At 62.3% G+C, this 20702-nt stretch carries 17 protein-coding genes; 9 read left to right on the top strand and 8 right to left on the bottom strand.

Features of this window, described 5'->3' with window-relative positions; all coding sequences use genetic code 11:
* Positions 1–314 precede the first annotated feature (314 nt).
* The 5 genes from M2334_RS14025 to M2334_RS14005 all read left to right on the top strand — a co-directional run bounded on the left by M2334_RS14025 (position 315) and on the right by M2334_RS14005 (position 6000).
* Positions 315–2456, top strand: a complete 2142-nt coding sequence (locus tag M2334_RS14025; RefSeq protein WP_264605736.1) for a putative bifunctional diguanylate cyclase/phosphodiesterase — start codon at positions 315–317, stop codon at positions 2454–2456.
* A gap of 291 nt (positions 2457–2747) precedes the next feature.
* A complete protein-coding gene (locus M2334_RS14020) occupies positions 2748–3506 on the top strand; it encodes a histidine phosphatase family protein (RefSeq protein WP_264605735.1) in 759 nt (252 codons plus the stop codon).
* Positions 3503–4396, top strand: coding sequence for an NAD(P)H-hydrate dehydratase (locus M2334_RS14015; RefSeq protein ID WP_264605734.1), 894 nt, complete (start codon positions 3503–3505; stop codon positions 4394–4396). The genes M2334_RS14020 and M2334_RS14015 overlap by 4 nt, the downstream gene beginning before the upstream one ends.
* A gap of 30 nt (positions 4397–4426) precedes the next feature.
* Entirely contained in the window at positions 4427–5056 is a 630-nt protein-coding gene (locus M2334_RS14010; RefSeq protein WP_264584316.1) for a hemerythrin domain-containing protein, read from the top strand.
* Between the two features lie 2 nt (positions 5057–5058).
* A complete protein-coding gene (locus M2334_RS14005) occupies positions 5059–6000 on the top strand; it encodes an NAD(P)/FAD-dependent oxidoreductase (protein ID WP_264584317.1) in 942 nt (313 codons plus the stop codon).
* Positions 6001–6024: 24 nt separating this feature from the next.
* Here the strand turns inward: M2334_RS14005 and M2334_RS14000 are convergent, their stop codons facing one another.
* Genes M2334_RS14000 through M2334_RS13980 form a run of 5 tightly spaced genes read right to left on the bottom strand, consistent with a single transcriptional unit; the run spans position 6025 to position 12236 of the window.
* Positions 6025–6339 carry a cytochrome o ubiquinol/quinol oxidase subunit IV gene (locus M2334_RS14000; protein ID WP_264584318.1) on the bottom strand — a complete coding sequence of 105 codons (315 nt, stop codon included), beginning with the start codon at positions 6337–6339 and terminating at the stop codon, positions 6025–6027.
* Positions 6336–6962, bottom strand: coding sequence for a cytochrome c oxidase subunit 3 (locus M2334_RS13995; protein WP_264584319.1), 627 nt, complete (start codon positions 6960–6962; stop codon positions 6336–6338). The genes M2334_RS14000 and M2334_RS13995 overlap by 4 nt, the downstream gene beginning before the upstream one ends.
* The gene (locus M2334_RS13990) at positions 6959–9028 is read right to left on the bottom strand and encodes a cbb3-type cytochrome c oxidase subunit I (protein WP_413716462.1); all 2070 of its coding nucleotides are present in this window, start codon (positions 9026–9028) and stop codon (positions 6959–6961) included. Before M2334_RS13990 ends, M2334_RS13995 begins: the two co-directional genes overlap by 4 nt.
* An 11-nt stretch (positions 9029–9039) precedes the next feature.
* On the bottom strand, positions 9040–9912 hold the full coding sequence (locus tag M2334_RS13985) for a cytochrome ubiquinol oxidase subunit II (protein ID WP_264605732.1): 873 nt from the start codon (positions 9910–9912) through the stop codon (positions 9040–9042).
* Positions 9909–12236, bottom strand: coding sequence for an FdhF/YdeP family oxidoreductase (locus tag M2334_RS13980; RefSeq protein ID WP_264605731.1), 2328 nt, complete (start codon positions 12234–12236; stop codon positions 9909–9911). The genes M2334_RS13985 and M2334_RS13980 overlap by 4 nt, the downstream gene beginning before the upstream one ends.
* Before the next feature lie 243 nt (positions 12237–12479).
* Here M2334_RS13980 and M2334_RS13975 point away from each other — a divergent pair, with 243 nt between their 5' ends.
* The 3 genes from M2334_RS13975 (at position 12480) to M2334_RS13965 (ending at position 15982) form a co-directional block, all read left to right on the top strand.
* Positions 12480–13556: an alpha/beta hydrolase gene (locus M2334_RS13975; protein ID WP_264605730.1), complete on the top strand. Its 1077-nt coding sequence runs from the start codon at positions 12480–12482 to the stop codon at positions 13554–13556.
* A gap of 90 nt (positions 13557–13646) precedes the next feature.
* A complete protein-coding gene (locus M2334_RS13970; protein WP_264605729.1) occupies positions 13647–14996 on the top strand; it encodes an MFS transporter in 1350 nt (449 codons plus the stop codon).
* Positions 14997–15121: 125 nt separating this feature from the next.
* Positions 15122–15982, top strand: a complete 861-nt coding sequence (locus tag M2334_RS13965) for an amidohydrolase family protein (RefSeq protein WP_264605728.1) — start codon at positions 15122–15124, stop codon at positions 15980–15982.
* A gap of 93 nt (positions 15983–16075) precedes the next feature.
* Here M2334_RS13965 and M2334_RS13960 read toward each other — a convergent pair whose 3' ends face one another.
* From M2334_RS13960 to M2334_RS13950, 3 genes are all read right to left on the bottom strand, one after another.
* On the bottom strand, positions 16076–16804 hold the full coding sequence (locus tag M2334_RS13960) for an SDR family oxidoreductase (protein ID WP_264595078.1): 729 nt from the start codon (positions 16802–16804) through the stop codon (positions 16076–16078).
* A gap of 28 nt (positions 16805–16832) precedes the next feature.
* Positions 16833–17837, bottom strand: a complete 1005-nt coding sequence (locus tag M2334_RS13955) for a Rieske 2Fe-2S domain-containing protein (protein ID WP_264595077.1) — start codon at positions 17835–17837, stop codon at positions 16833–16835.
* Positions 17838–18021: 184 nt separating this feature from the next.
* On the bottom strand, positions 18022–18870 hold the full coding sequence (locus M2334_RS13950; RefSeq protein WP_264595076.1) for a TetR/AcrR family transcriptional regulator: 849 nt from the start codon (positions 18868–18870) through the stop codon (positions 18022–18024).
* A 56-nt stretch (positions 18871–18926) separates the two neighbouring features.
* Here M2334_RS13950 and M2334_RS13945 point away from each other — a divergent pair, with 56 nt between their 5' ends.
* Positions 18927–20693, top strand: coding sequence for a CocE/NonD family hydrolase (locus M2334_RS13945; protein ID WP_264605727.1), 1767 nt, complete (start codon positions 18927–18929; stop codon positions 20691–20693).
* Positions 20694–20702 lie beyond the last annotated feature (9 nt).

Below are 20702 nucleotides of genomic sequence, written 5' to 3'. Positions count from 1 at the left end.
AGTCAGCAGAAGGTAAAGGGTAGAGCTCGTCTGAAATGTAGTCGTAAGACGCAAACGGCATTTGGCCTCAGAGAACATTTCATCCGATTGCAAGCTCGCGTGAGGGAGACTTCAAGGGAGCGTGTTCGTTCGTCCGCACGCTTTCTCCGACGGAAATTTGTCAGCGAGGTTCTGCTGAGACACGGGCTCATTCTGAGCGAAAAAGCCGTCAGCTATCCCTCCATCCGAAATGCGGTGAATGGAGAATCTTTATTAACGTCTTGGTACGACCTGCGGCCCAAAGGTGCTGAAAACAGTCACATCAGCAAAGGCCTATGTCACTCATTCAACGCGTGCCTGCTCGCTATCTCTGGCCTGTGCTATTGCTTCTCGGGTTGTGCTTTGGAAGCATTCTAGGGCTCATTTTAGTCACGACCTCCGCGCAGGATCGGCTTGAGGCAGTACGCGAGACGCGGACGCTGGAAGCTGCCCTCGCGACAAGCGTCTCCATGGTGGAGCATGATCTTCAGGACTACGCGAAATGGGACGACGCAGTGCGCCACATTTCGTACGACTTCAGCGCGGCGTGGATCGACGACAACATCACGGCTTACCTCGGTAAAACCCAGAATTATGACCATGTCTTTGTCATCGGTCCTGACGGGGGGACCCGCTACGCCTTCAGCAACGGGAACCGATCCTCATCTAAACTTGCCGAGATACTGGGTCCGTCAATTCAGACGGCGATGGCAAAAGTGCGTGCTATGGATGATCGTGGCACGCCAATCGTCAGCGGCTTTGCCCGCGAGAAACGTCAGGTTTTCGTCTACTCGGTTGCTGCCGTTGTTCCCTTGACCAACAAAGTGTCGGCGCCTGCGGGTGAGAGGCACCTGCTCGTCATAGCCGAGCGTTTTGATGCGAGCCATCTCGCCAGTATCCGTGCCAAGCACCATCTCCCCGCCCTAGCGCTAAACCTGGCACGGCCAGCCCCGTCGAGCGCCGCGCTAGTCCTGCGAGATATGGATGGTAACCAGATCGCATCCGTTGAGGTCGCGTTCGAGACCCCTGGCACACAATTTCGTCGCGAGGTCATCCCTGGGTTTGCCGGCATCATGGTCGTCGCGGTTATCGCTGCGCTTTTTATCCTGCGGCAGGGGGGGCAGTCCATTGCAGCATTGACAGCCAGCCAAGCCAGAACTCAGCATTTGGCGAACCACGATCCTTTAACGGAGCTTCCTAATCGCCGCGTCCTCCTCGGTCGGCTCAACGAGGCGATTGCGACCGGTAATCATTTCGTTCTGCTTTACATGGACCTGGATGGCTTCAAAGGCGTGAACGATCTTTATGGCCATGGCGCAGGAGACGCCCTGCTGCGGGAGGTGGCATCCCGGCTCGCGGCGGCAGCGCCGGCGCATTCGCTGATTGCTCGCACGGGCGGCGACGAGTTTGCAATATTGTGCCAGCTTGATGTCGATGGCCCGGGATGTTCGCTCGCCGAACGCATCATCGCTTCCTTTCAGACGACAGTTCCGGTTGCCGGCGCCAATATTCTCATCGGAATATCCGTTGGCGTCGTGACGTCTTCTTCAGATGCTCTCGTCGATATCGACGAGCTGATGCGCCGTGCAGACGTTGCAATGTACAATGCCAAAGCCAGGGGGAAGAACCGCTGGAGCGACTTCACCCTTGAACTGGACGAAGAACATCTCGTGCGGAAGCGTCTTGAACAGGACCTGCGCATTGCAATCGCGGAAAATCGAATTGAACTGGCCTATCAGCCCATTGTTCTAGCGGAATCCGGCGCCATTGTTGGGCTTGAAGCCCTGGCGCGATGGACCCATCCCACCGAAGGTCCAATTCCCCCAGATGTCTTCATTCCGCTTGCCGAAATGACTGGCCTAATCGGCTCCTTGGGAGGGCAGGTGCTCCGCAGGGCCTGCATCGACATCAAGCCTCTCGGCATCGACCTCTCGGTCAACCTCTCGCCCGCGCAGTTTTGGGATGCACATCTTGCTGACCAGATCAGCGCAATCCTTGCCGACACAGGCTTTCCAGCTGACCGGCTCGAACTCGAGATCACTGAAAGCTATTTGCTGGGTCGGCCACAGGCCGCTGCGGCAATCATGGCCGATCTGCGGACCTTGGGCATCCGGCTCGCTTTGGACGACTTTGGAACTGGCTTCGCAAGTATTGGTTACCTCCAATCCTTCAAATTCGACCGGTTGAAAATAGATAAGCTCTTCGTGAAAGAAGCCATGGGCTGTGCATCAGGTCGCGATCTGTTGGTAGCCATTGTAGCGCTGGCCCAAGCGCTGGGTCTTAGGATCACGGCAGAAGGCGTAGAGACAGAAGATCAAGCGGCCCTCGCCCGGGCCGCAGGATGCCACTGGCTGCAAGGCTGGCTGTTCGGCCGCCCGATGCCGCTCTCCCAGCTACTCCAAGAAAGCAGTCTAAGGCGCGGGACTCAGAAAAGATGATTCTCGATTGCAGCCGCTGAACGAGAATGAAGTGGGTGGCGTGGCCGCTCCTGCCGACCGAGCGATAGTGTAAACCCCAATCTTTTGGCCTTCGGAGCCGTCATTGGTTCGGCTTCAACAACCGACCGGTGTGTTGAGTGCAGCACCCAGCTTAGACAGCAAGGGGGCGCAAGCGAACAACTGGAGCGCTTTGAATCGCGGGCGCCGCCGGGGTGCTCGCTGTCCGCGCCTCACGCTCATGGGGATCGAATTAAGCGTCAGGAACGTTCCGCGATCACCAGCGGAGGCAGTATGCATTGGCCAGAACAGTTGATTATCGTGCGCCACGGGCAAAGCGCGGGGAATGTCGCCCGCGACGCTGCGCACGAGGCAGCGCATGACCGGATCGCTCTGACCTCGCGGGATGCCGACGTGCCGCTGAGCGACCTCGGTACGGCGCAGGCGCGCGCCCTGGGTCTGTGGTTCTGCGAGCAGCCGGCCGAGCATCGGCCACAGATTCTCTTATCTTCTCCCTATCTCCGCGCCTTTCAGACCGCGGAGCTTTTCCGCGAGGCGGGCGGGACCGACCGGCAGGAGCCGATCTGCTTTGACGAGCGCCTGCGCGAGAAGGAGTTCGGCATTCTCGATGGCCTCACCACGCCCGGCGTCGCGAATATCTTCCCTGATCAGGCCGAATTTCGGCGCCTGCTGGGGAAATTCTATCACCGCCCGCCCGGGGGCGAGAGCTGGTGCGATGTCATCCTGCGGTTGCGCTCCGTCCTCGATACCATCTCGCTTCATTATGCCGGAAAGCGGGTGATGATCTTCACGCATCAGGTGGTGGTCCTCTGCATGCGCTACATCATCGAGAGCCTCGATGAACAACGCATCTTGGCGATCGACCGGGAAGGGGACGTGGCCAATTGCGCCATTACCGACTATCTCTTCGATCCGTCGGCCGGCCGGGATGGCGGGCTCAAGCTCCAGCGCTACAATGTGACAGCGCCGATGCAGAACCAAGCGACCCCGGTCACCAGCGAACCTGACGCGATCACGGGGCGGCGCGGATGATGCCGACCCTCGACCGCGCCTGGCTCGAAGCCCATCCGCTGCCGCCGATCGCGGCACTGGGCGATAAGGACGCGCGGGGCCGGGTTCTCCTGGTCGGCGGCGCGGAGTTCGTGCCGGGCGCGCTCAGGCTCACCGGCGAGGCGGCGCTGCGCGCGGGAGCCGGCAAGCTCCAGATGGCGACCGTGCGATCCGCCGCAATGGCGCTCGCCGTCCTGGTGCCCGAGGCGGCGATGATCGCCCTGCCTGCGGATGAGGATGGCGAGATCGCGCTCGAGGCGGTCGGGTTGCTGCAGGAACGCCTCGCGCGCTGCGACACCCTCATCCTTGGCCCTGGAATGTCCGCGGGGGATCGCACCGAGCAGTTTGTCGCCGCGCTGCTCGGCACGCCAAAGCCGGGCCAGACGATCATCCTCGATGCCGCTGCCCTCACTTGTGCCCGGAAGCTCGAGAAGCTGGTGGCGGCGCATGAGGGGCGGGTCATCCTGACGCCCCACCATCGGGAAATGAGCTTTCTGACCGGGCAGGATATCGACGTGATCCGCAAAGACCCGCGCGCAGCAGCCCTGCATGTGGCGCGCGCCTTCAACGCGGTCGTCGTCCTGAAGAGCGCCCAAACCCTCATTGCATCGCCAAAGGAAGATGAGCCCTTGCTGTTCGAGGGCGGCAGCATCGGTCTTGCCACGGGCGGGTCGGGCGATGTGTTGGCCGGTCTCATCGGCGGCCTTGCCGCGCGCGGCGCCGATCCTTTGCGAGCGGCGGCCTGGGGTGTCTTCGTCCATGGCGCGGCGGGCGCCGGCGTTTCCAACCAGATTGCCGAAGTCGGATTTCTCCCGCGCGATCTTCTGCCGGTCATTCCCGGGCTGATCGCTAGCCTGGAACCGGAGCGATGAACGACGGTAATCGTATTGCCAAAGGTTAATATGGGCGGCGCGGCGGGGTCCGCGGCGTCGTTCGGTGGTTGTTCTGCGAAGGGGCGCGCGCCTGCGCCCCCAGGATGGAGAAACGACATGGCCACGACCAAGACTGCCGCAAAGCCCAAAGCGAAACCCGCATCGAAGAAGCCCGCCTCGAAGACGGCGCGCAAGACCCAGCGGGCGGCGGCAAAGCCCGCCGACGCGATCAAATTGCTCAAGGACGACCACAAGGAGGTGAAGGGCTTTTTCGACCAATATGCTGATCTCGAAGACGATGCCGAGAAGCAGGCGCTGGCTGACAAGATCTGCCTCGCTCTAACGGTTCATGCGCAGATTGAAGAAGAAATCTTCTATCCCGCCGCGCGCGAGGCCATCGACGATGATGACCTGCTCGACGAAGCCGAAGTGGAACATGCCAGCGCCAAGCAACTCATCGCCGAGATCCAGGCCATGAAGGCGGGTGACCGCCTGTTCGACGCCAAGGTGACGGTGCTCGGCGAATATGTTGAGCACCATGTCGAGGAAGAGGAGCAGGAGATGTTTGCGGAAAGCCGCGAGAGCGAACTCGACCTCAAGGCCCTGGGCGCCGAGCTCGCGGCCCGCAAGGCCGAGTTGATGGCGCAGGCCGGCAAATAAGCATGGCCGTCCAGGAGCCGGCCGACCTTTCGGCCGAACGGCTGGACTGCCTGATCGTCGGCGGCGGCCCTGCGGGGCTGACCGCCGCGATCTATCTCGCACGCTTTCATCTGACGGTCTGCGTCATAGACGGCGGACAGAGTCGGGCCGCCTTGATCCCGCTCACCCGCAATCATGCCGGGTTTCCGGAGGGCGTCTCCGGGGTCGATTTGCTTGCACGGATGCGTCGACAGGCAGTCCTCTACGGCGCGCGCCTGCAGGACGGGATCGTCGACAGCTTGGCTCACGATGGCAGCCAGTTCATCGCGCAGACGGGTAGCCGAAGCCTCGCTGCGCGGACCGTCCTGCTCGCCACCGGCGTGGTCAATCGCCGCCCAACCATGATGGACGATCTATGCCATGATCGTGCGCTTGCGACCGGTCGGCTCCGCTATTGTCCGATCTGCGATGGCTATGAAGTCACGGACAAGGCGATCGCGGTGCTCGGAACGGGCGAGCGCGGCTATAATGAAGCCATGTTTCTCCGCGGCTATTCCGCCGATATCACGCTGGTCGCGCCTGAAGGGGGACATAGTCTGGAACCGGCGCAATGCGCGGGGCTGAAGGCAGCGGGCATTGGGATCGCCGGACAATGTACGTCCATCAGCTTGGTGGAAGACCAGATCGCGCTCGGCATCGAGAGCGAGACGCGCCGCTTCGACACGCTGTATCCGGCGCTGGGTTCTGACATCCGCTCGGAGCTTGCCGGGATGCTCGGCGCAAGTCGCACATCCGAGGGGTGTCTGATGGTCGACGCCCATCAGCGCACAGACATCCCCGGGCTTTATGCCGCTGGCGATGTCGTCCTCGGCCTCGACCAGATCAGCCACGCGATGGGGGAGGGCGGCGTCGCCGCGACCACGATCCGGAACGATCTGGCCAAGGTGGCGCCCATCCGTCGCTAGGTTGGCGCCGCAACGACCGCCCGCTCACATCATCCGCATCCGCAGATTGAACAGGATCACCAGCGTGCCGCCGACCATGAGCGCGATGATCAGGCTGGAGAAGAGGATGAGCTGGAGGTCGTCACGCGTCGAGCGCTTGAGGCCGATGTGGAGGAAGCAGCGAAACTGCACGACAATCTGGATGAGTGCCAAGGCAAGCACAAGCGCATAGGTGGCGGTGCTGGCAAGCACCGGCCAGCGCACGAGCGCAAAGGCGACGCTGGTCAGCAAGAGCGCGGCGGCGTAGCCCAGCACATAACCGCGCGCCTCGCGGCGAGGATCGTCTCGGCGTTCACTCATGGGATCAGCCCCGGTAGATAGACGGTCGAGAAGATCGCGATCCAGATGATGTCGAGGAAGTGCCAGAACAGGCCGAGCCTCAGGAGGTTGATCTTCACGCGCGCATCAAGGCCGATGATCCGCAACTGCGCCATCATCACGACAATCCACAGGCTACCGGCGAGCACATGCAGGCCGTGCAGGGGCACCAGCGCGAAAAAGGCCGAGAGGAAGCCGCTGCGCATGGGCGTGGCGCCATGGGCAATCATGCCAGCAAAATCGTGCAGTTCCAGCCCCAGGAAGAGCAGCCCCAAGGCAAGCGTCAGCCCCAGCCAGGTCTGGATGCGCGCCTGCGCCGCCCCATGCTTCATCGCGATCGAGGCCAGGCCGTAGGTGAGGCTGCTGGTGAGCAGCACCAGCGTTTCAAGGAAGGTCGGGCCGATCTTATATTCGCTTGCCGGAGTTGGGCCGCCGGCGGTCGCAGGGAGCATGACGCCATAAGTGGCGAAGAGCAGCGCGAAGATCACCGCGTCGCTCATCAGGAACACCCAGAAGCCGAAAAGGGCAGAGCCCGCCGCCTCATGGGCTTGCGCGTCGGTGCTGCCCAGATTGAGGCCGGGATGTTTCGTCTCACCGGCGGTCATGGGTGCACCTCGGCCAGGCCCGCATTCGCCGGGGTCGTCTCCATCTCGCGGGGGATGGGCCGCGCCCGCGCCACCGCGTCGAGCCAAGCCCGCTCCGTCCGTTCGACCGCGCTGGCCGGGATCAGCTGGTGCGTGTCGCGGGCGAAGCTGCGTGCGATCACGGTCGCTATGACCGCAAGCACGCCAAGGATCGCCAGCCACCACATATGCCAGACAAGGGCAAAGCCGGCTGCCGCGCTGGCAATCCCGATGATTGGCGCGACGGCGCTGTTTTTCGGCGTCTCAATGTCTTCATAACGGGCAGGCGGGGCATAAGGCGCACCCTTGCGCTTGGCGTCGAAGAACCAGTGGCGCTGGTCGACCTGCGGCAGCCGGGCAAAATTATACGCGGGCGGCGGCGCCGCGATCGACCATTCGAGCGCCCGCCCATCCCAGGGATCGCCAGCGAAGACGCGGGTGGCGGCGCGCTTGCGCAGGCTCACCCAGAGCTGGACGAGCAGCGCGAGGAACCCGCAGAACAGCACCAGCGCGCCGACTTCCGCCGCATAGAGCCAGGGCCGGTAGGCGGTCTCCATCACCGCCGGGGTGCGGCGCGCCATGCCTGCCGCGCCGAGAACATAGAGCGGCATGAAGGCGAGATAGAAGCCGATCACCCAGCAGGCGCAGGATATCTTGCCCCACCGCTCATCGAGCCGAAAGCCGAACGCCTTGGGGAACCAGAAGGTATAGGCGGCGAGCAGGCCGTAAAGCGTGCCGGGGATCAGCATATTGTGGAAATGCGCCACGAGGAACAGCGTGTTGTGCACGATGTAATCGAGCGGCGGGAAGGCGAGGATGATGCCGGTGAGCCCTCCGAGCACGAAGGTCATCATGAAGGCGAGCGCATAGCACATGGGCGTGGTGAAGCGCACTTCGCCGCGGAACATCGTCCAGATCCAGTTGTAGATCTTGACCCCCGTCGGCACGCCGATCGCCATCGTCGCGATGCCGAACACGGCGTTCAGGCTCGGGCTCTGCCCCATGGTGAAGAAATGATGCAGCCAGACGGTGAAGGAAAGCACCGCGATCGCCATCGTGGCGATCACCAGCGAGTTGTAGCCGTAGAGCTCCTTTGAGGAGAAGGTGGAGACCACTTCGGAATAGATGCCAAAGGCCGGCAGGATGACGATGTACACCTCGGGATGGCCGAACATCCAGAACAGGTTGGCATAGTGCATCATGTTGCCGCCAAGGGCGTTGGTGAAGAAGTGGAAGTCGAGATAGCGGTCGAGCGCCAGCAGCGCCGTCGCGACCGTCAGCGGCGGCATTGCGAAGATCATCAATATGGCGGTGCACAAGCTGGTCCAGGCGAACAGTGGCATCCGCATCAATGTCATTCCCGGACAGCGCATCTTATAGATGGTGACGGCGATGTTGATGCCGGCCAGGGTAGAGGCAATCGAGCCCAAAGTAATAGCCCAGATCCAATAATCCGGCCCGACGCCCGGATTGAAGCCGATCTCCGTGAACGGCGGATAGCCGCTCCAGCCGCCGGTGGAGAAGCGGCCGATCACCAGCGAGGCCATCATCAGCCCCGCGCCGGCCGCAGTGAGCCAGAGGCCGATGGCGTTGAGCAGCGGATAAGCGACATCGCGCGCGCCGATCTGCAGCGGCACCAGATAGTTGATCAGCCCGGTGAGGAAGGGCATCGCCATGAAGAAGATCATGATCGAGCCATGGGTGCTGAACAGCTCGGCAAAATGCTCGGGCGCAACCGGCCCGGGATCGCCGATTGCGACTGCCTGTTGCAGCCGCATGAGATTGGCCTCGATCAGCGCGCGCGCCAGCATGACCAGGGCGATCACGATGTACATGATCCCGATCTTCTTGTGATCGAGGCTGGTGAGCCATTCAGTCCACAGCCAGCGCCAGCGGCCGAGGCGGGCGATCAGCACGACCACGAACAGTGCGCCGGCCACCACCATGGCACCGGCTCCGGCGGCGATCAGTTCATTGGCGTTGGGGTTTTCCCAGGCACGCACGAAGGGCAGCGCATCCCAGCTGAACCGCCCCAGCAGCGCCGGCATAAGCGGCGCGCTCAACGGGCCTGCCCCTGTGTGCTCGCCATCATCATATGCTCGAACAAGCCTGGCGGGACGGACGAGAACAGGGCGGGTTGCGGGGCGATGGAGCGGGCGGTGATCGCCGCCAGCGCCTTGTCGTCGAGCGGCCTACGGACGGCGCGCACCTGCTCCAGCCAGCGGCGATAGTCGGCCGGCGGCAGCGCCACGACATCGAACTTCTGGCTCTGAAAGCCCTTCCCATTAAACTGCGTGTTCTGGCCACGGAAGACGCCGGCCCGACTGGCGGCCAGGTGCAGCTGCGTGCGCATGCCGGCCATGGCGTAGATCTGCCCGGCGAGTTGCGGGATGAGTAGCGATTGCATGACCGTCCCGCTGGTCAGGCTGAGATGGATCGGTCGGCCCACAGGGATGGCCAGACGATTGACAGTCGCAATGCCCTCCTTGGGGTAGATGAAGAGCCATTTCCAGTCGAGCGCCACCAGTTGCACCTCCAGGGGCGGCTGGTTGGAGGCGAGCGGGCGGTAGGGATCGAGCCGGTGGGTCGCATTCCACAGGAGGACGCCGAGCCCGATCACGATGGCGGTCGGCGGGATCCAGATGAGCAGCTCGAGCGGCCAGGAAAATCCCCAATTGGGCCGATAGGCGTCATCCCGGTTGGAGAGCCGATAGTGCCACGCGAACAGCGGGACGAGGATGAAAACCGGCCCCGCTACGAAGATGAGCACGAGGGCAAGCTGGAGAAAAAGATGCCACTGGTCCGCCGCCACAGGGCCGGCATGGTTGACCACGCCGAGCTTGAGCGCCTCGCATCCGCCGAGCAGCAGCGGCAGGCCGAGCAGCGCGGCGCCCGGGCGAACCGCCCGCGCGCCTTCGCCACTGCGCTTCATCTCGCCCGTCCCCCTCCGGTGGCCGACTGCGCCACGATTCGCACCGGCACACCCTTGGCGGCCGGCGTCTTGGAGGCTTTGTCATGATACCAGAGCGGGATGAGCGGGTTCATCTCTGGATAATAAGCGCCGACGCAGCCCTCCGGCAGGTCGAAGGGGGTTACGGTGAGCCCACCCACCTGCCGGTCGACGCCATCGTCCGCATCGCTGGCGAGGCCCACGACCTGCCCGGCCTCAAGGCCCGCTGCCTCAATGTCGCGCGGGCTCATCAGCAGCACGTCGCGCGTACCTTCGATTCCGCGCAGGCGATCCGAGAAGCCATAGATCGTCGTGTTGAACTGATCGTTCGAGCGCATGGTGATGAGCCGGTAGCGGCCCGGCTTATCGGGCACGCCCATGGCGGTGAGGCTCGTCGGCGTCGTGAACTCGGCCTTGCCGCTCTCCGTCTGCCAGATCCGCTCGCGGGCCTTATTGCCCTTGAAGAAGCCGCCCGGCGTGAACAGGCGCTGGTTGAAGTCGGCGAATTTGTCCGGATAGGTCGCCTCGATGAGGTCGCGCACCTGGCTGTAATGGCCGACCCAGTCATCCCATTTGACGGCCGGGCGGGCGGGTAGCGTCGCCTTGGCCATGCCGGCGACGATGGCGAGCTCGGAGAGAAGATGCTCGCTCGCCGGCTTGCGCTTGCCGACCGAGCCGTGGATCATCGAGAGCGAATCCTCCATCGTCACGGTCTGCGGTCCGCCGGCCTGCATGTCCTCCTCCGAGCGGCCGAGGCAGGGCAGGAGATAGGCGACCTCGCCGTTGATCAGATGGCTGCGATTGAGCTTGGTGGCGATCTGGACGGTGAGCCGCATGTTGGTCCACGCGGCCTCCATCTTCTCCCGCTCCGGGATGGCGCGGACGAAATTGCCGCCCAGGCCGATGAAGGCGCGAATGCTGCCATCGATGATGCCCTCGCAGGCCTCGACGGTGTTCACGCCCTTCTCGGTCGGCGGATCGAAGTCGAACAGCTCTTTCAGCCGGTCCAGCGGCACGAGTTCGGGCTTCTCCGAAATGCCGACGGTCCGCTGGCCCTGGACGTTCGAATGGCCGCGAACCGGCGAGATGCCTGCGCCTTCGACGCCGATATGCCCGCGCAGCAGCAGCAGGTTGACCAGCATGCCGATGGTCTGCGAACCATGGACATGCTGGGTCACGCCCATGCCATAAATGCCGATGACTTTCTTGGCGTCGCAATAGATTTGCCCGGCCGTTTCGAGATGAGAGCGGCTGAGGCCGCACTCCTGTTCGATCTCAGCCCATGAGGTCGCGCGCACCTTCTCGACCATGGCTTCGAAGCCATGCGTGTGCTGCGCGATGAAGTCCGTATCCAGCAAATGCTGCTTTTGCTCGGCCCATTGGCGGTCTTCTTCCGCGATGACATGCTTGATCATCCCCATGATCGCGGCGATGTCTCCGCCCGGCTTCACCTGATAATAGAGGCAGGAAATCTCGGTCCGCTTCTGCGTCACCATCTGAACGGGGTTCTGCGGATCGACGAACTCGATCAACCCCTTCTCGCGGACGGGGTTGAAGGTCACGATCTTGCAGCCGCGCTCCACCGCAGACTTGAGCGTATGGAGAAAGCGCGGGCTGTTGGTGCCGGTATTCTGGCCAAAGAAGAAGATCGCGTCGCAATGGTCGAAATCTTTCAGCTGACAGGTGCCGACCGGCGACCCCGTCACTTTCTTCAGGCCGACCGAGGTCGTTTCGTGGCACATGTTGGAGCTGTCGGGCAGATTGTTGTGGCCATAGAGCCGCGCGAACAGGGCATAGAGATAAGAGGTTTCCAGGCTGGCGCGGCCTGAGGCGTAGAAGACGGTGGACTTGGGATCGAGCGCCTTGAGTTCAGCGCCGATGCCCGCGAAGGCCTCGTCCCAGCTGACCGGCACATAGCGATCGCTGGCCCGATCATAGCGCATAGGGTGCGTGAGCCGGCCGGTCTGCTCAAGGTCATAGTCCTGCCAAGCCTGTAATTCGGTCACCGTGTGCTTGGCGAAGAAGTCCGGTGTGCAGCTGCGCGTGGTCAGCTCCCACAGCGTCGCCTTGGCGCCATTTTCGCAGAATTCGGCCGGGTGGGGATGCTCCGGCTTGGTCCAGGCGCAGGAGACGCACATGAAGCCGCCGGGCTTGTTCTGGCGCCGCAATGTCTCCAGCGCCATGGGCGTTGCCCACTCCTTGCCGAAGATGCGCGCGACGCCGCTCAGCGAACCAAAGCCGCCGGAGGGGCCGCCGTAATGGACGGTGTCCTCGTCCTGCGTCGTGGGGTCATCTTCATGCGCCATCGTGCCCGCTCCCGTGCCATTTGCAGCATAACGCTTCGGACCGGCGAGCGATCCGACCTGATTGGGGAAAGTCGGGAGGGCGGCGTATTCAGCGATGGGTGGGGCACGGCTGCTGCGCTGAAAGCGCACAAGCAGGTTTGCTTGCCATTATTTATAGAGTATTATAATATAAAGGTTGAGAGAGTGGCGTCTGTGCTGGAGCATGAAGCTCACCTTCCAGGTGTCAATTCTTTGGAGAGGTTGATGACTCGCAATCACATGTTTCCCGGTCAGGTCGCGCGGTGCCTCCTCGTCACGGTACTCGTCATTACGGGACCATCCGCGTCGCTCGCGAGGGACGCGGGGCCGCCGCCGCTGATGATCGAGCGACAAGGCTCCTTCGCAGCCGGAGGAACACGGGTCGGGGACCCAGCCGTCAAGTCCACTGTCTGTGATCACGGCTATGTGGAGTACCAAATCCCGGCGAATGCGGGCTCTACTGGCCTCTTCTTTTGGCATAGCTCCAGCGTCGCCGCCTGGAAAAACCGGTGGGACGGCGGGGAAGGTTTCGACAGCATCTTTCTGCGACGGCATTTCCCGGTCTATCTCTGGGATGGCCCCCGCGTCGGCCGCGCGAATCTGCCCTGTGAAACGGTGGAGTCAGCCCCGCGCTTGGGATCTGACCAGGAGACCTTCACGGCCTGGCGGTTTGGCCCAAGCTATATGAATTGGCACCCCGGCGTGCAGTTCCCGACCGCGGACGCCCGCGCGTGGGAGCAGGCTAGCCGGGCCCGTTATGCCGAATATGACACGATGGAGAACGTCGCCTTGCAGGCGCATGCCGCAGCCGCCGCACTGGAGCGGACCGGTCCGGTGGTCATGATCACGAATTCGGCGGGCGGCCTCCGGGCTCTCCTCACGGCGATTGAGAGCGACCGCGTGAAGGCGATTGTCGCCTATGAAAATGTCGGCTTCGTTCTACCGGAGAGCGAGAATGACGGTTCGCCCCCAGGCCCCTACGGCCCGGTCTACGTGCCGCTCGAGACATTCAAGAAACTGGCAAAGATCCCCATGCAATTTGTCTGGGGAGACAATCTGTCGCAACCGCGCGGTCCGCAACTCGCGCTGCCGCTGAACCGGCGGTTCGTAAAGCTCATCAATCAATATGGGGGCAAGGCGGAAATTCTCGAGCTTGCCAATGCGGGCCTCAAGGGCAACACGCACCTCCCCTTTGCCGATCTCAATAATGTCGCCGTGGCAGATTTGCTTCAAAATTTCCTGGCGAAGCACAAGCTCGCGACGCCAGCGGGCGAAGTGTCGCGCAAACGACCAAATAATTAAATTTATATAGAATATATTGCCCGTGTCGATTTGTGATGTTAGCTGATTGGCGAGCGCTCTGCGATATGTGGAGGGCCGGAGGGGATCTGCATGGCTGTTCAGTCGATTGATAGCATTCTCGAGCGCCCAACGATGGGTCGCTACCGCTGGACCATCTATCTCCTGTGCGGCATCCTCATGGCCCTGGAAGGATATGACGCCTATATCGTTGCGAACCTCGCGGCCGTCATCGCCCGCGACCTCGATATACCCATTCCGTCCATGGCCTATGTGTTCTCGGCGCAGGCAGCCGGTATGGCCTTGGGCTTCTACACCATCCCTGTCCTGGCCGATCGCATCGGCCGCCGGAATATCATCCTGGTCGGTGCCACTTTCTTCGGGCTGCTGACGCTCCTGTCGACCGCTGTCCAGACGCTCGAAATGTTCACCCTTGTGCGCTTTCTCGCCTTCGCAGCCATGGGCGGAACGATGCCGAATATTGTCGCGCTGGCGACCGAGTTCATGCCGGAGAACCGGCGCGGCAAGTTGCTCACCTGGCTTTACATCGGGCACGGCCTGGGCGCGTCTGTGGCCGGGCTTGTCGGCCCAAGTTTCGTTCATTTTCACTCATGGCAGTCCGCCTTATGGGGCGGGGGCATCGCACTTCTCTTGCTGGTGCCCTACCTTTATGTTCGTTTGCCGGAGAGCTGCCGGTATCTGATGACGCGCAATCCCCGGGATCCGCGCGTCGCCCAGATCCTCGGAAAAATCGCGCCCGACCTGCAACTCGCGCCTGACACCATATTCGTGTCCAACGAGGAGCGTAATGAGGGCTCGCCGGTGATCGGCCTGTTCAGAAGCGGTCGCGCACCCATGACGTTGCTCCTCTGGGTCGCCATGGGCAGCACGCTGTGCGTGGTGGCAACACTGACCTCCTGGCTCCCGAGCTTCCTTCATCTTCTCGGGGGCGTAGAGACCGGGGCCGCCGCGCGGATGTCGTCAGTGTCTGCGTTCGGCGCTATGGCTGGGCCGATTCTGCTGACCCTGCTCATGCAGCGCGTTGGTCTTGCTCCGTCACTGGCGCTCATGTCGCTGCTGGGATTTGCCGCAATGACCTGCTTCTACTTCGTGAGCGGCTTTCATGCGCTGGGCTGGTTCCTGGGTTTCGCTTATGGCTTCTTCGTCATCGCCGTCCAGGCGGGCCTGAATTCCCTTGTTGCCTCAAGCTATCCCACCTCCATGCGGTCGACGGGTATCGGGTGGGCCGGGGGGATCGGGCGGGTAACCTCCATGATCGGTCCCGCCGTTGGCGGCGTGATGCTCGCGGCACAGGTCCCAGGCTTGTGGATCTATATGATCGTCGCCTCGCCGCTTCTGCTCACGACCATTGCCATGATCCTGTTCCACGTCATCGTGTCGGGGCCGGCGTTGTCGGCTCGTACGGCAAAGGGCGTGCGATGAGCGCCCCCGGCCGCTCCGCCGTCCTCTCGCGCAGGGCGCTGCTGGGAGCTGTTCCGCCGCTCCTCGTCGCAGGGCCGGCGCTGGGAACGCGACAGCAGCCGTCGCAGCCCGATGCAACGGCGGGCATGATCGATGCCCATATCCATTTCTTCTCTGCTGATTTTGCGCACTATCCGGTGGACATGCGCAACGCCCGTGAGCCGGAAGCGGTGATGCGCGCACGCGTCCTCAATGCGCCTGTTACGCCCGAGAAGATGCTCCCCCTCTGGGAAAAGATGGGCATCAGGGCCGGCATCGGGGTGCAGTATAGCGGCGCCTACAAGACCGATAACACCTATCTTCTCGACGTCGCGCAGGCCCATTGGGACCGCATCCGCACGGAGATCATCCTGAATCCTGCGCAGGTGCAGAGTCGCAGCGTGCTTCAGGCGCTCCTGCCCACGAAGCGCGTTTCGGCTATTCGCCTGACCGGCTTTGTCGATGGGGACGGGGATTTGCCCTGGCTGAAGTCTCCGGGCGCGCAGGCATTGTGGCAGATGGCACAGGCTGAAAAGCTCCCGCTCTGCATCACCTACCTGCGGATGGACCCAAGGTCGGCGGCCCTCCGGACGGTGTGCGAACTGGCCGACCGCTACCCGGACTGTCAGGTCGTCCTCGAACATTTGGGTTGGACTGGAGGCACAGGCAGCCAGGACGGTCTGCTTCCTGACCACATGGCCCTGAAAGATCACGAGACGATCGCCTTCAAGTGGACCAGCCTGAATGTCGACGCGCTTGCGGGCGCAGGCATCGACACGGCGAATTTCCTTCGTACCGCAGTAGACGTGTTCGGGGCGTCGCGCCTCATGTGGGGGTCTGACTACGGTAACACCACAAGGCCTTATGCCGGCATTGTTGCCGATGGGATCGATGCGACGCGCCTTCTCAGCGCGGCGGAGCGAGCAGCAGTGCTTGGCGAAACCGCGCGGCGCGTCTTCCGGATTTAGGCCTCACTGCCATTCTTATGCGCGATGCGACCCGGTGCGTGCCAGGTCAACGGGGCGGCACTTCGCCTCTTCGCGGGGAGGGGAAGCGCGCCATTACCATGGCACTGGACCACCCTCACCAAAAAGTCCGCCGGTTGGCCCGTCTGCGTCCAGGAGAGCAAGTGAGATGGCGACTTTCGCCCCCGCCACCGGCGATTGGCCTTTGCCGCCAGAAAGTTCCGTGGCGCAAAGGCCCGGATTGGCCGCGTTGATCTTGATCGGCGTCCCGGCAAGTTCGTTCGCGAATTGCACGGTCACGGCATTGAGGGCCGTCTTGGAGCTGTTGTAGGCGAGGAGGCGACTGAACGCCATCGGCCCATCCGGCCCGCGGGTCAGCGCAAGGGAGCCAAGGCCCGTCGACATGTTGACGATGCGGCCACGATCCGATTGGCGGAGGAGCGGCAGCATCGCCTGGATGACCGCCACCACGCCGAAGACATTGGTTTCATACACCCTGCGCATTTCGTCGAGGTCGGCGGTGCTTGGCAGGCTGTGCTTGTCCAGGGAAATGCCGGCATTGTTGACCAGGACGTCGAGCCGCCTGAAGCGGTCTGCTAGCACCGCAGCCGCAGCCTGAACCGATGCGCGATCGGTCACGTCGATGATCACATAATGGGCATCCAGGCCCTGATCGCACAGGGCCTCGGCAGCCTTCTGCCCGCTTGCAGGGTCGCGGGCGCCGATCACCACCCGCATGCCGTGCTCTGCCAGGCCTCTGGCAATCTCGAACCCGATGCCCCGGGTTGCCCCGGTCACAAGCGCAACCCGTCCAGCCTCAGTCATTCCTCATCCCTTTTTACGGATCGGTCCCTCAGACGTCGAAGGGCGCGGAGCGGGGATATTTCTCGAGATACTGGAGAAACTGGCCGAAATATTTGTCGGCCCTCAGGAGCGCGCTTTTGCCATAGCCCCGGAAACGGAGCTTGAAGAGGATCGGCTCATCCTCCGCATATAGCTTGTGCATATAGGCGATGCGGTTATCCAACTCTTCCTGCGCGGCCTGGTGGCCCATCTTCTCCGCATCGGACCGACGCATGGCGACGACGAAGAACGCGTCGGACCAGCCGGGCGCAACCTGCGAACTCCCGGCCATGAACAAGCGCTCGCTGCCATTGGGAAACTGCATATGCGCGGTAAGCCAGGTCGCGCCCCACAGCTGCGTATCGGCGATCCGCGTCACGGATTCCTGCCGGACGGTAATGAGATAGTCCTCGAACACCACGCTCACCGGGTTTGGGTCGGGGATGCCGTGCACGGTGGACAGATGCTGGAAGTCCACCAGATTCGAAGAGCCAATCCACCCTTCGATCTCTCGCTGCCCTCTGTGAAACGCACGGTAGACCAGCTCGTCTTCCCTAAGGTTCGGCATCTCGGGAAGGGGATAGAGCGGCTCTTCTCCGTTGAATGCCCAGATCATGCCCCAGCGCTCGGCAGCGGGATAATTGTAGATCCTCGCGGCGCCGGGAATAATCGTCTCGCCTGGAATTTCAGCGCATCGGCCATCGGCAGCGAACTTCCAGTGATGATAGGGGCAGCGCACCTTGCCATCGACGATTTCCCCGCCGGACAGGTCGGCGCCGACATGGGGGCAGTAGGCGCTCTGCACGACAGGCTCACCCTGCTCGTTGCGGTAGACGATGATGCGCGTCCCGAGAAAATCCTTCCCGACGATCTTTCCCTGTACCAGCTCCGAGGCCAGCATGATCGGATTCCAGTTCTTGAGATAGGTGCCGTCAGGGACCCGGCCATATTCCTGGCCGGCAAAAGGGCGCTGGCGTGAGGCATTCGCTTGCTCATCGACCGTCGTAACAGACATCACAATCCTCCTGGTTTTGGGCTCCCTATCACGCGCAAAATGAGAAGAAAAGTTTTTTATAGGATACTATAAATATGTACCACCCCGGCCGTCGTGCGGATGTTCATGCTCAGGACGAGCGGCATCGCTCGCTCCCACTGGTGGAACGTCGTCGAACACCGATGAAGTAATGCTGCCGTGAGGCTCAGCCCCTGCGGGCGGGCTCGAGCGCAATTCCACTCAGCATGAGCTGATAGACGAAGGCCTTATATTCTGCCGCCACGTCGGAATGAGGGGCGCCGCCTGCTGCCAAATTGCCTTGCTCGACGAAGCGGGATGCGTGCTGATATTGCTCGCACAGCCCCATGATCGCGAAAAATGTGAAATAGGGATCGACCTTCCGCAACGACCCTTCCGCCACGCCCTTGTCGATGATGTCGCGATAGATATCGAGCGTCTTCCCCACCCACAAAGCGATCAGCTCAGCCGCGAGCGGATCGGTCTCGTCGGCGATAATCTCGGTCATGAGTCGGTGATAGAAAGGATTAACGAAAAAGAAGTCGACCATCGTGTCGATTCTGATTTTTATCCGCTCGACGGCCGGCAGGGATCCCGCTTCGGTCTGGGCGAGGCCGTCGCCCAAAGAGACGGCCAGGGTTCGCGCGACGTCGACCAGCAGCCGGGTTCGGTCGGTGAAATAATATTTGAAAAGGGTAAGGTGTACCCCGGCATTGCGCGCCGCCATGGACAGGGACAGCTTTTCGGGCGGCACATGGCGCAGGAGTTCGACAGTCTTGTCGATCAACAGCTTCTTGCCGATACCACGCTGCCCGGATGGACGGCCGATCGAGCGCTTTTTGGCCGGTCGCGCGCCCTTCGTTTCGGCACCCTCGCTGCTGTTTTGGCTCTCCGCCTTCTTCCGGCCCATCTTAACCACCCTGGAAAGGGCATCGGATTTATCCGACACCTTGAAAACTCTGCCTGCGCATAATCGGCTTGCACGCCAGCCAGTTAGTCCGGCCGACATCCCGCGATACGGGGCGTTCATAGCCATAGCCGGTCCCCTTGTCATTTTCTACGGACGCGCAGTTTACGCGAAAGGCCGGCAGGATGGGAACGGCGGCCTACATCACGCCCGGAATAAATTCTAATCGTATTGAAATTAATCCCGGCCCCGGTTATGAGGCGCAAGCCAATTGGTCAGTGGAGAGCGAGAGGATGGGCGATTATCGGGAAAGACTGAGGCGGCCGCCCAACACGCCGCAATTTCGTGGAGGGCGCCCCCGCCAGCACGAGCTTTCCTTCCGCGATCGCATCCGCATCGAGCGGGACATTGCGGTGCCGACCCGGGAAGGCAAGCCGCTCTGGATCGACCTCTTTCTGCCAGCGGACCTGACGGGGCCGATCCCTGTTCTGGTCGCCTGGACCCCCTATGGCAAGCACGACCCGGCGCCGCTTGCGACGCTCTATCCGACATCCGGCGTGAAGGCAGAGTGGCAGTCGGACCTCACCATTTTCGAGGCCCCGGATCCCGTCTACTGGACCGGCCAGGGCTATGCGGTGATTACGGCCGACATCCCCGGAACTTGGTACGCGGAAACCGCAGCAAGCTATTTCTCGCGCAAGGAAGGCGAAGCTCATTATGATCTCATCGAATGGGCCGGCACGCAGCCATGGAGCAACGGGCGCGTAGGTCTGTCAGGCGTATCCTACCTCTCGTCGTCGCAGTGGAACGTGGCCGCACTTAACCCGCCGCATCTGGCGGCTATCAATCCTTGGGAGGGCTGGTCGGACACTTTCAATGAGATCGTGCGCCACGGGGGCATCCCAGAGACGCATTTCTGGCCGCACATCCAGGTGCGTTGGGGCGCCTCGGATACCATGGTGGAGGATCTCTGGGCGTTTACCGCCGAGCATCCGTTCTTCGACGAGTACTGGCAATCGAAGGTGCCTGATTTCGGCCGGATCGACGTCCCGGCCTATGTGGTCGCGAGCTGGAGCGACCACGGCGTGCATACGCGCGGCACCCTCGAAGGCTTCAAGAAAATCGCATCTTCGCGCAAGTGGCTCGAGGTTCATGGCGGCAAGAAATGGGGCTATTATTACGAACCTGCGTCCATCGCGCGCCAGACAGCGTTCTTCGACCATGTTCTGAAGGGCGTATCGAACGACATGGGCGCCTGGCCGCCGATCAGGCTGCACGTGCGCGACAAGGCTGGCTCGGCAATCATGAAGCAGTCAGAGCAATGGCCCGTGGAGAACACCCAATACCGTCGGTTGTATCTCGACGCAGCGACCGGACACATGAGCGGCAAGCCAGTCGCCGCCGAAGCAATCCGGAGCTATGATCCGCTCGATGACGCGGCAGAGGCGACGTTCGACTATCGGTTCGATGAAGACTGTGCGCTCGTCGGGCATATGAAGCTCAAGCTCATGGTCTCCACCGAAGACGCCGATGACATGGACGTATTTGTCGCGGTCGAAAAGGTCGAAGATGGCGAGAAGGTAGGCTTCATCCACTGGGCTGTGTTCGAGGACGGCGCTGCCGCCTATGGCTGGTTGCGCCTCTCGCGGCGTGAATTGGACTCCGCATGCTCGACCGAATTTCAGCCCGTGCTCACCAACACCTCTGAGTGGAAGGTCACGCCGGGAGAGATTGTCGAAGCGCAGATCGAGATACTGCCCTCCGGCACGCTCTTCAGGGCCGGCGACGTGCTGCGGATCAGGATCAAGGGGCGGGACATTTACCAGTATCCCAAGCCGATGCTCTACATGCGGCACGAAGACACGGTCAATCGAGGGATGCACCACATCCACACCGGGGGCGAGCATGACTCCCACCTGCTGATCCCTGTCGTGGCCCTGCGCGATGCTTGAGGCAGAATA

Origin of the sequence: Sphingobium sp. B11D3D, from assembly GCF_025961755.1 — a bacterium.
Lineage (GTDB): Bacteria > Pseudomonadota > Alphaproteobacteria > Sphingomonadales > Sphingomonadaceae > Sphingobium.
Note: the sequence above shows the minus strand (reverse complement) of the source record. Positions and strands in the feature narration are given on the sequence as shown.

Coding starts and splice junctions, on each gene's coding strand:
- M2334_RS14025 (WP_264605736.1), top strand. CDS start 315: ATGTCACTCATTCAACGCGTGCCTGCTCGCTATCTCTGGCCTGTGCTA.
- M2334_RS14020 (WP_264605735.1), top strand. CDS start 2,748: ATGCATTGGCCAGAACAGTTGATTATCGTGCGCCACGGGCAAAGCGCG.
- M2334_RS14015 (WP_264605734.1), top strand. CDS start 3,503: ATGATGCCGACCCTCGACCGCGCCTGGCTCGAAGCCCATCCGCTGCCG.
- M2334_RS14010 (WP_264584316.1), top strand. CDS start 4,427: ATGGGCGGCGCGGCGGGGTCCGCGGCGTCGTTCGGTGGTTGTTCTGCG.
- M2334_RS14005 (WP_264584317.1), top strand. CDS start 5,059: ATGGCCGTCCAGGAGCCGGCCGACCTTTCGGCCGAACGGCTGGACTGC.
- M2334_RS14000 (WP_264584318.1), bottom strand. CDS start 6,339: ATGAGTGAACGCCGAGACGATCCTCGCCGCGAGGCGCGCGGTTATGTG.
- M2334_RS13995 (WP_264584319.1), bottom strand. CDS start 6,962: ATGACCGCCGGTGAGACGAAACATCCCGGCCTCAATCTGGGCAGCACC.
- M2334_RS13990 (WP_413716462.1), bottom strand. CDS start 9,028: ATGCCGGCGCTGCTGGGGCGGTTCAGCTGGGATGCGCTGCCCTTCGTG.
- M2334_RS13985 (WP_264605732.1), bottom strand. CDS start 9,912: ATGAAGCGCAGTGGCGAAGGCGCGCGGGCGGTTCGCCCGGGCGCCGCG.
- M2334_RS13980 (WP_264605731.1), bottom strand. CDS start 12,236: ATGGCGCATGAAGATGACCCCACGACGCAGGACGAGGACACCGTCCAT.
- M2334_RS13975 (WP_264605730.1), top strand. CDS start 12,480: ATGACTCGCAATCACATGTTTCCCGGTCAGGTCGCGCGGTGCCTCCTC.
- M2334_RS13970 (WP_264605729.1), top strand. CDS start 13,647: ATGGCTGTTCAGTCGATTGATAGCATTCTCGAGCGCCCAACGATGGGT.
- M2334_RS13965 (WP_264605728.1), top strand. CDS start 15,122: ATGATCGATGCCCATATCCATTTCTTCTCTGCTGATTTTGCGCACTAT.
- M2334_RS13960 (WP_264595078.1), bottom strand. CDS start 16,804: ATGACTGAGGCTGGACGGGTTGCGCTTGTGACCGGGGCAACCCGGGGC.
- M2334_RS13955 (WP_264595077.1), bottom strand. CDS start 17,837: ATGTCTGTTACGACGGTCGATGAGCAAGCGAATGCCTCACGCCAGCGC.
- M2334_RS13950 (WP_264595076.1), bottom strand. CDS start 18,870: ATGGCTATGAACGCCCCGTATCGCGGGATGTCGGCCGGACTAACTGGC.
- M2334_RS13945 (WP_264605727.1), top strand. CDS start 18,927: ATGGGAACGGCGGCCTACATCACGCCCGGAATAAATTCTAATCGTATT.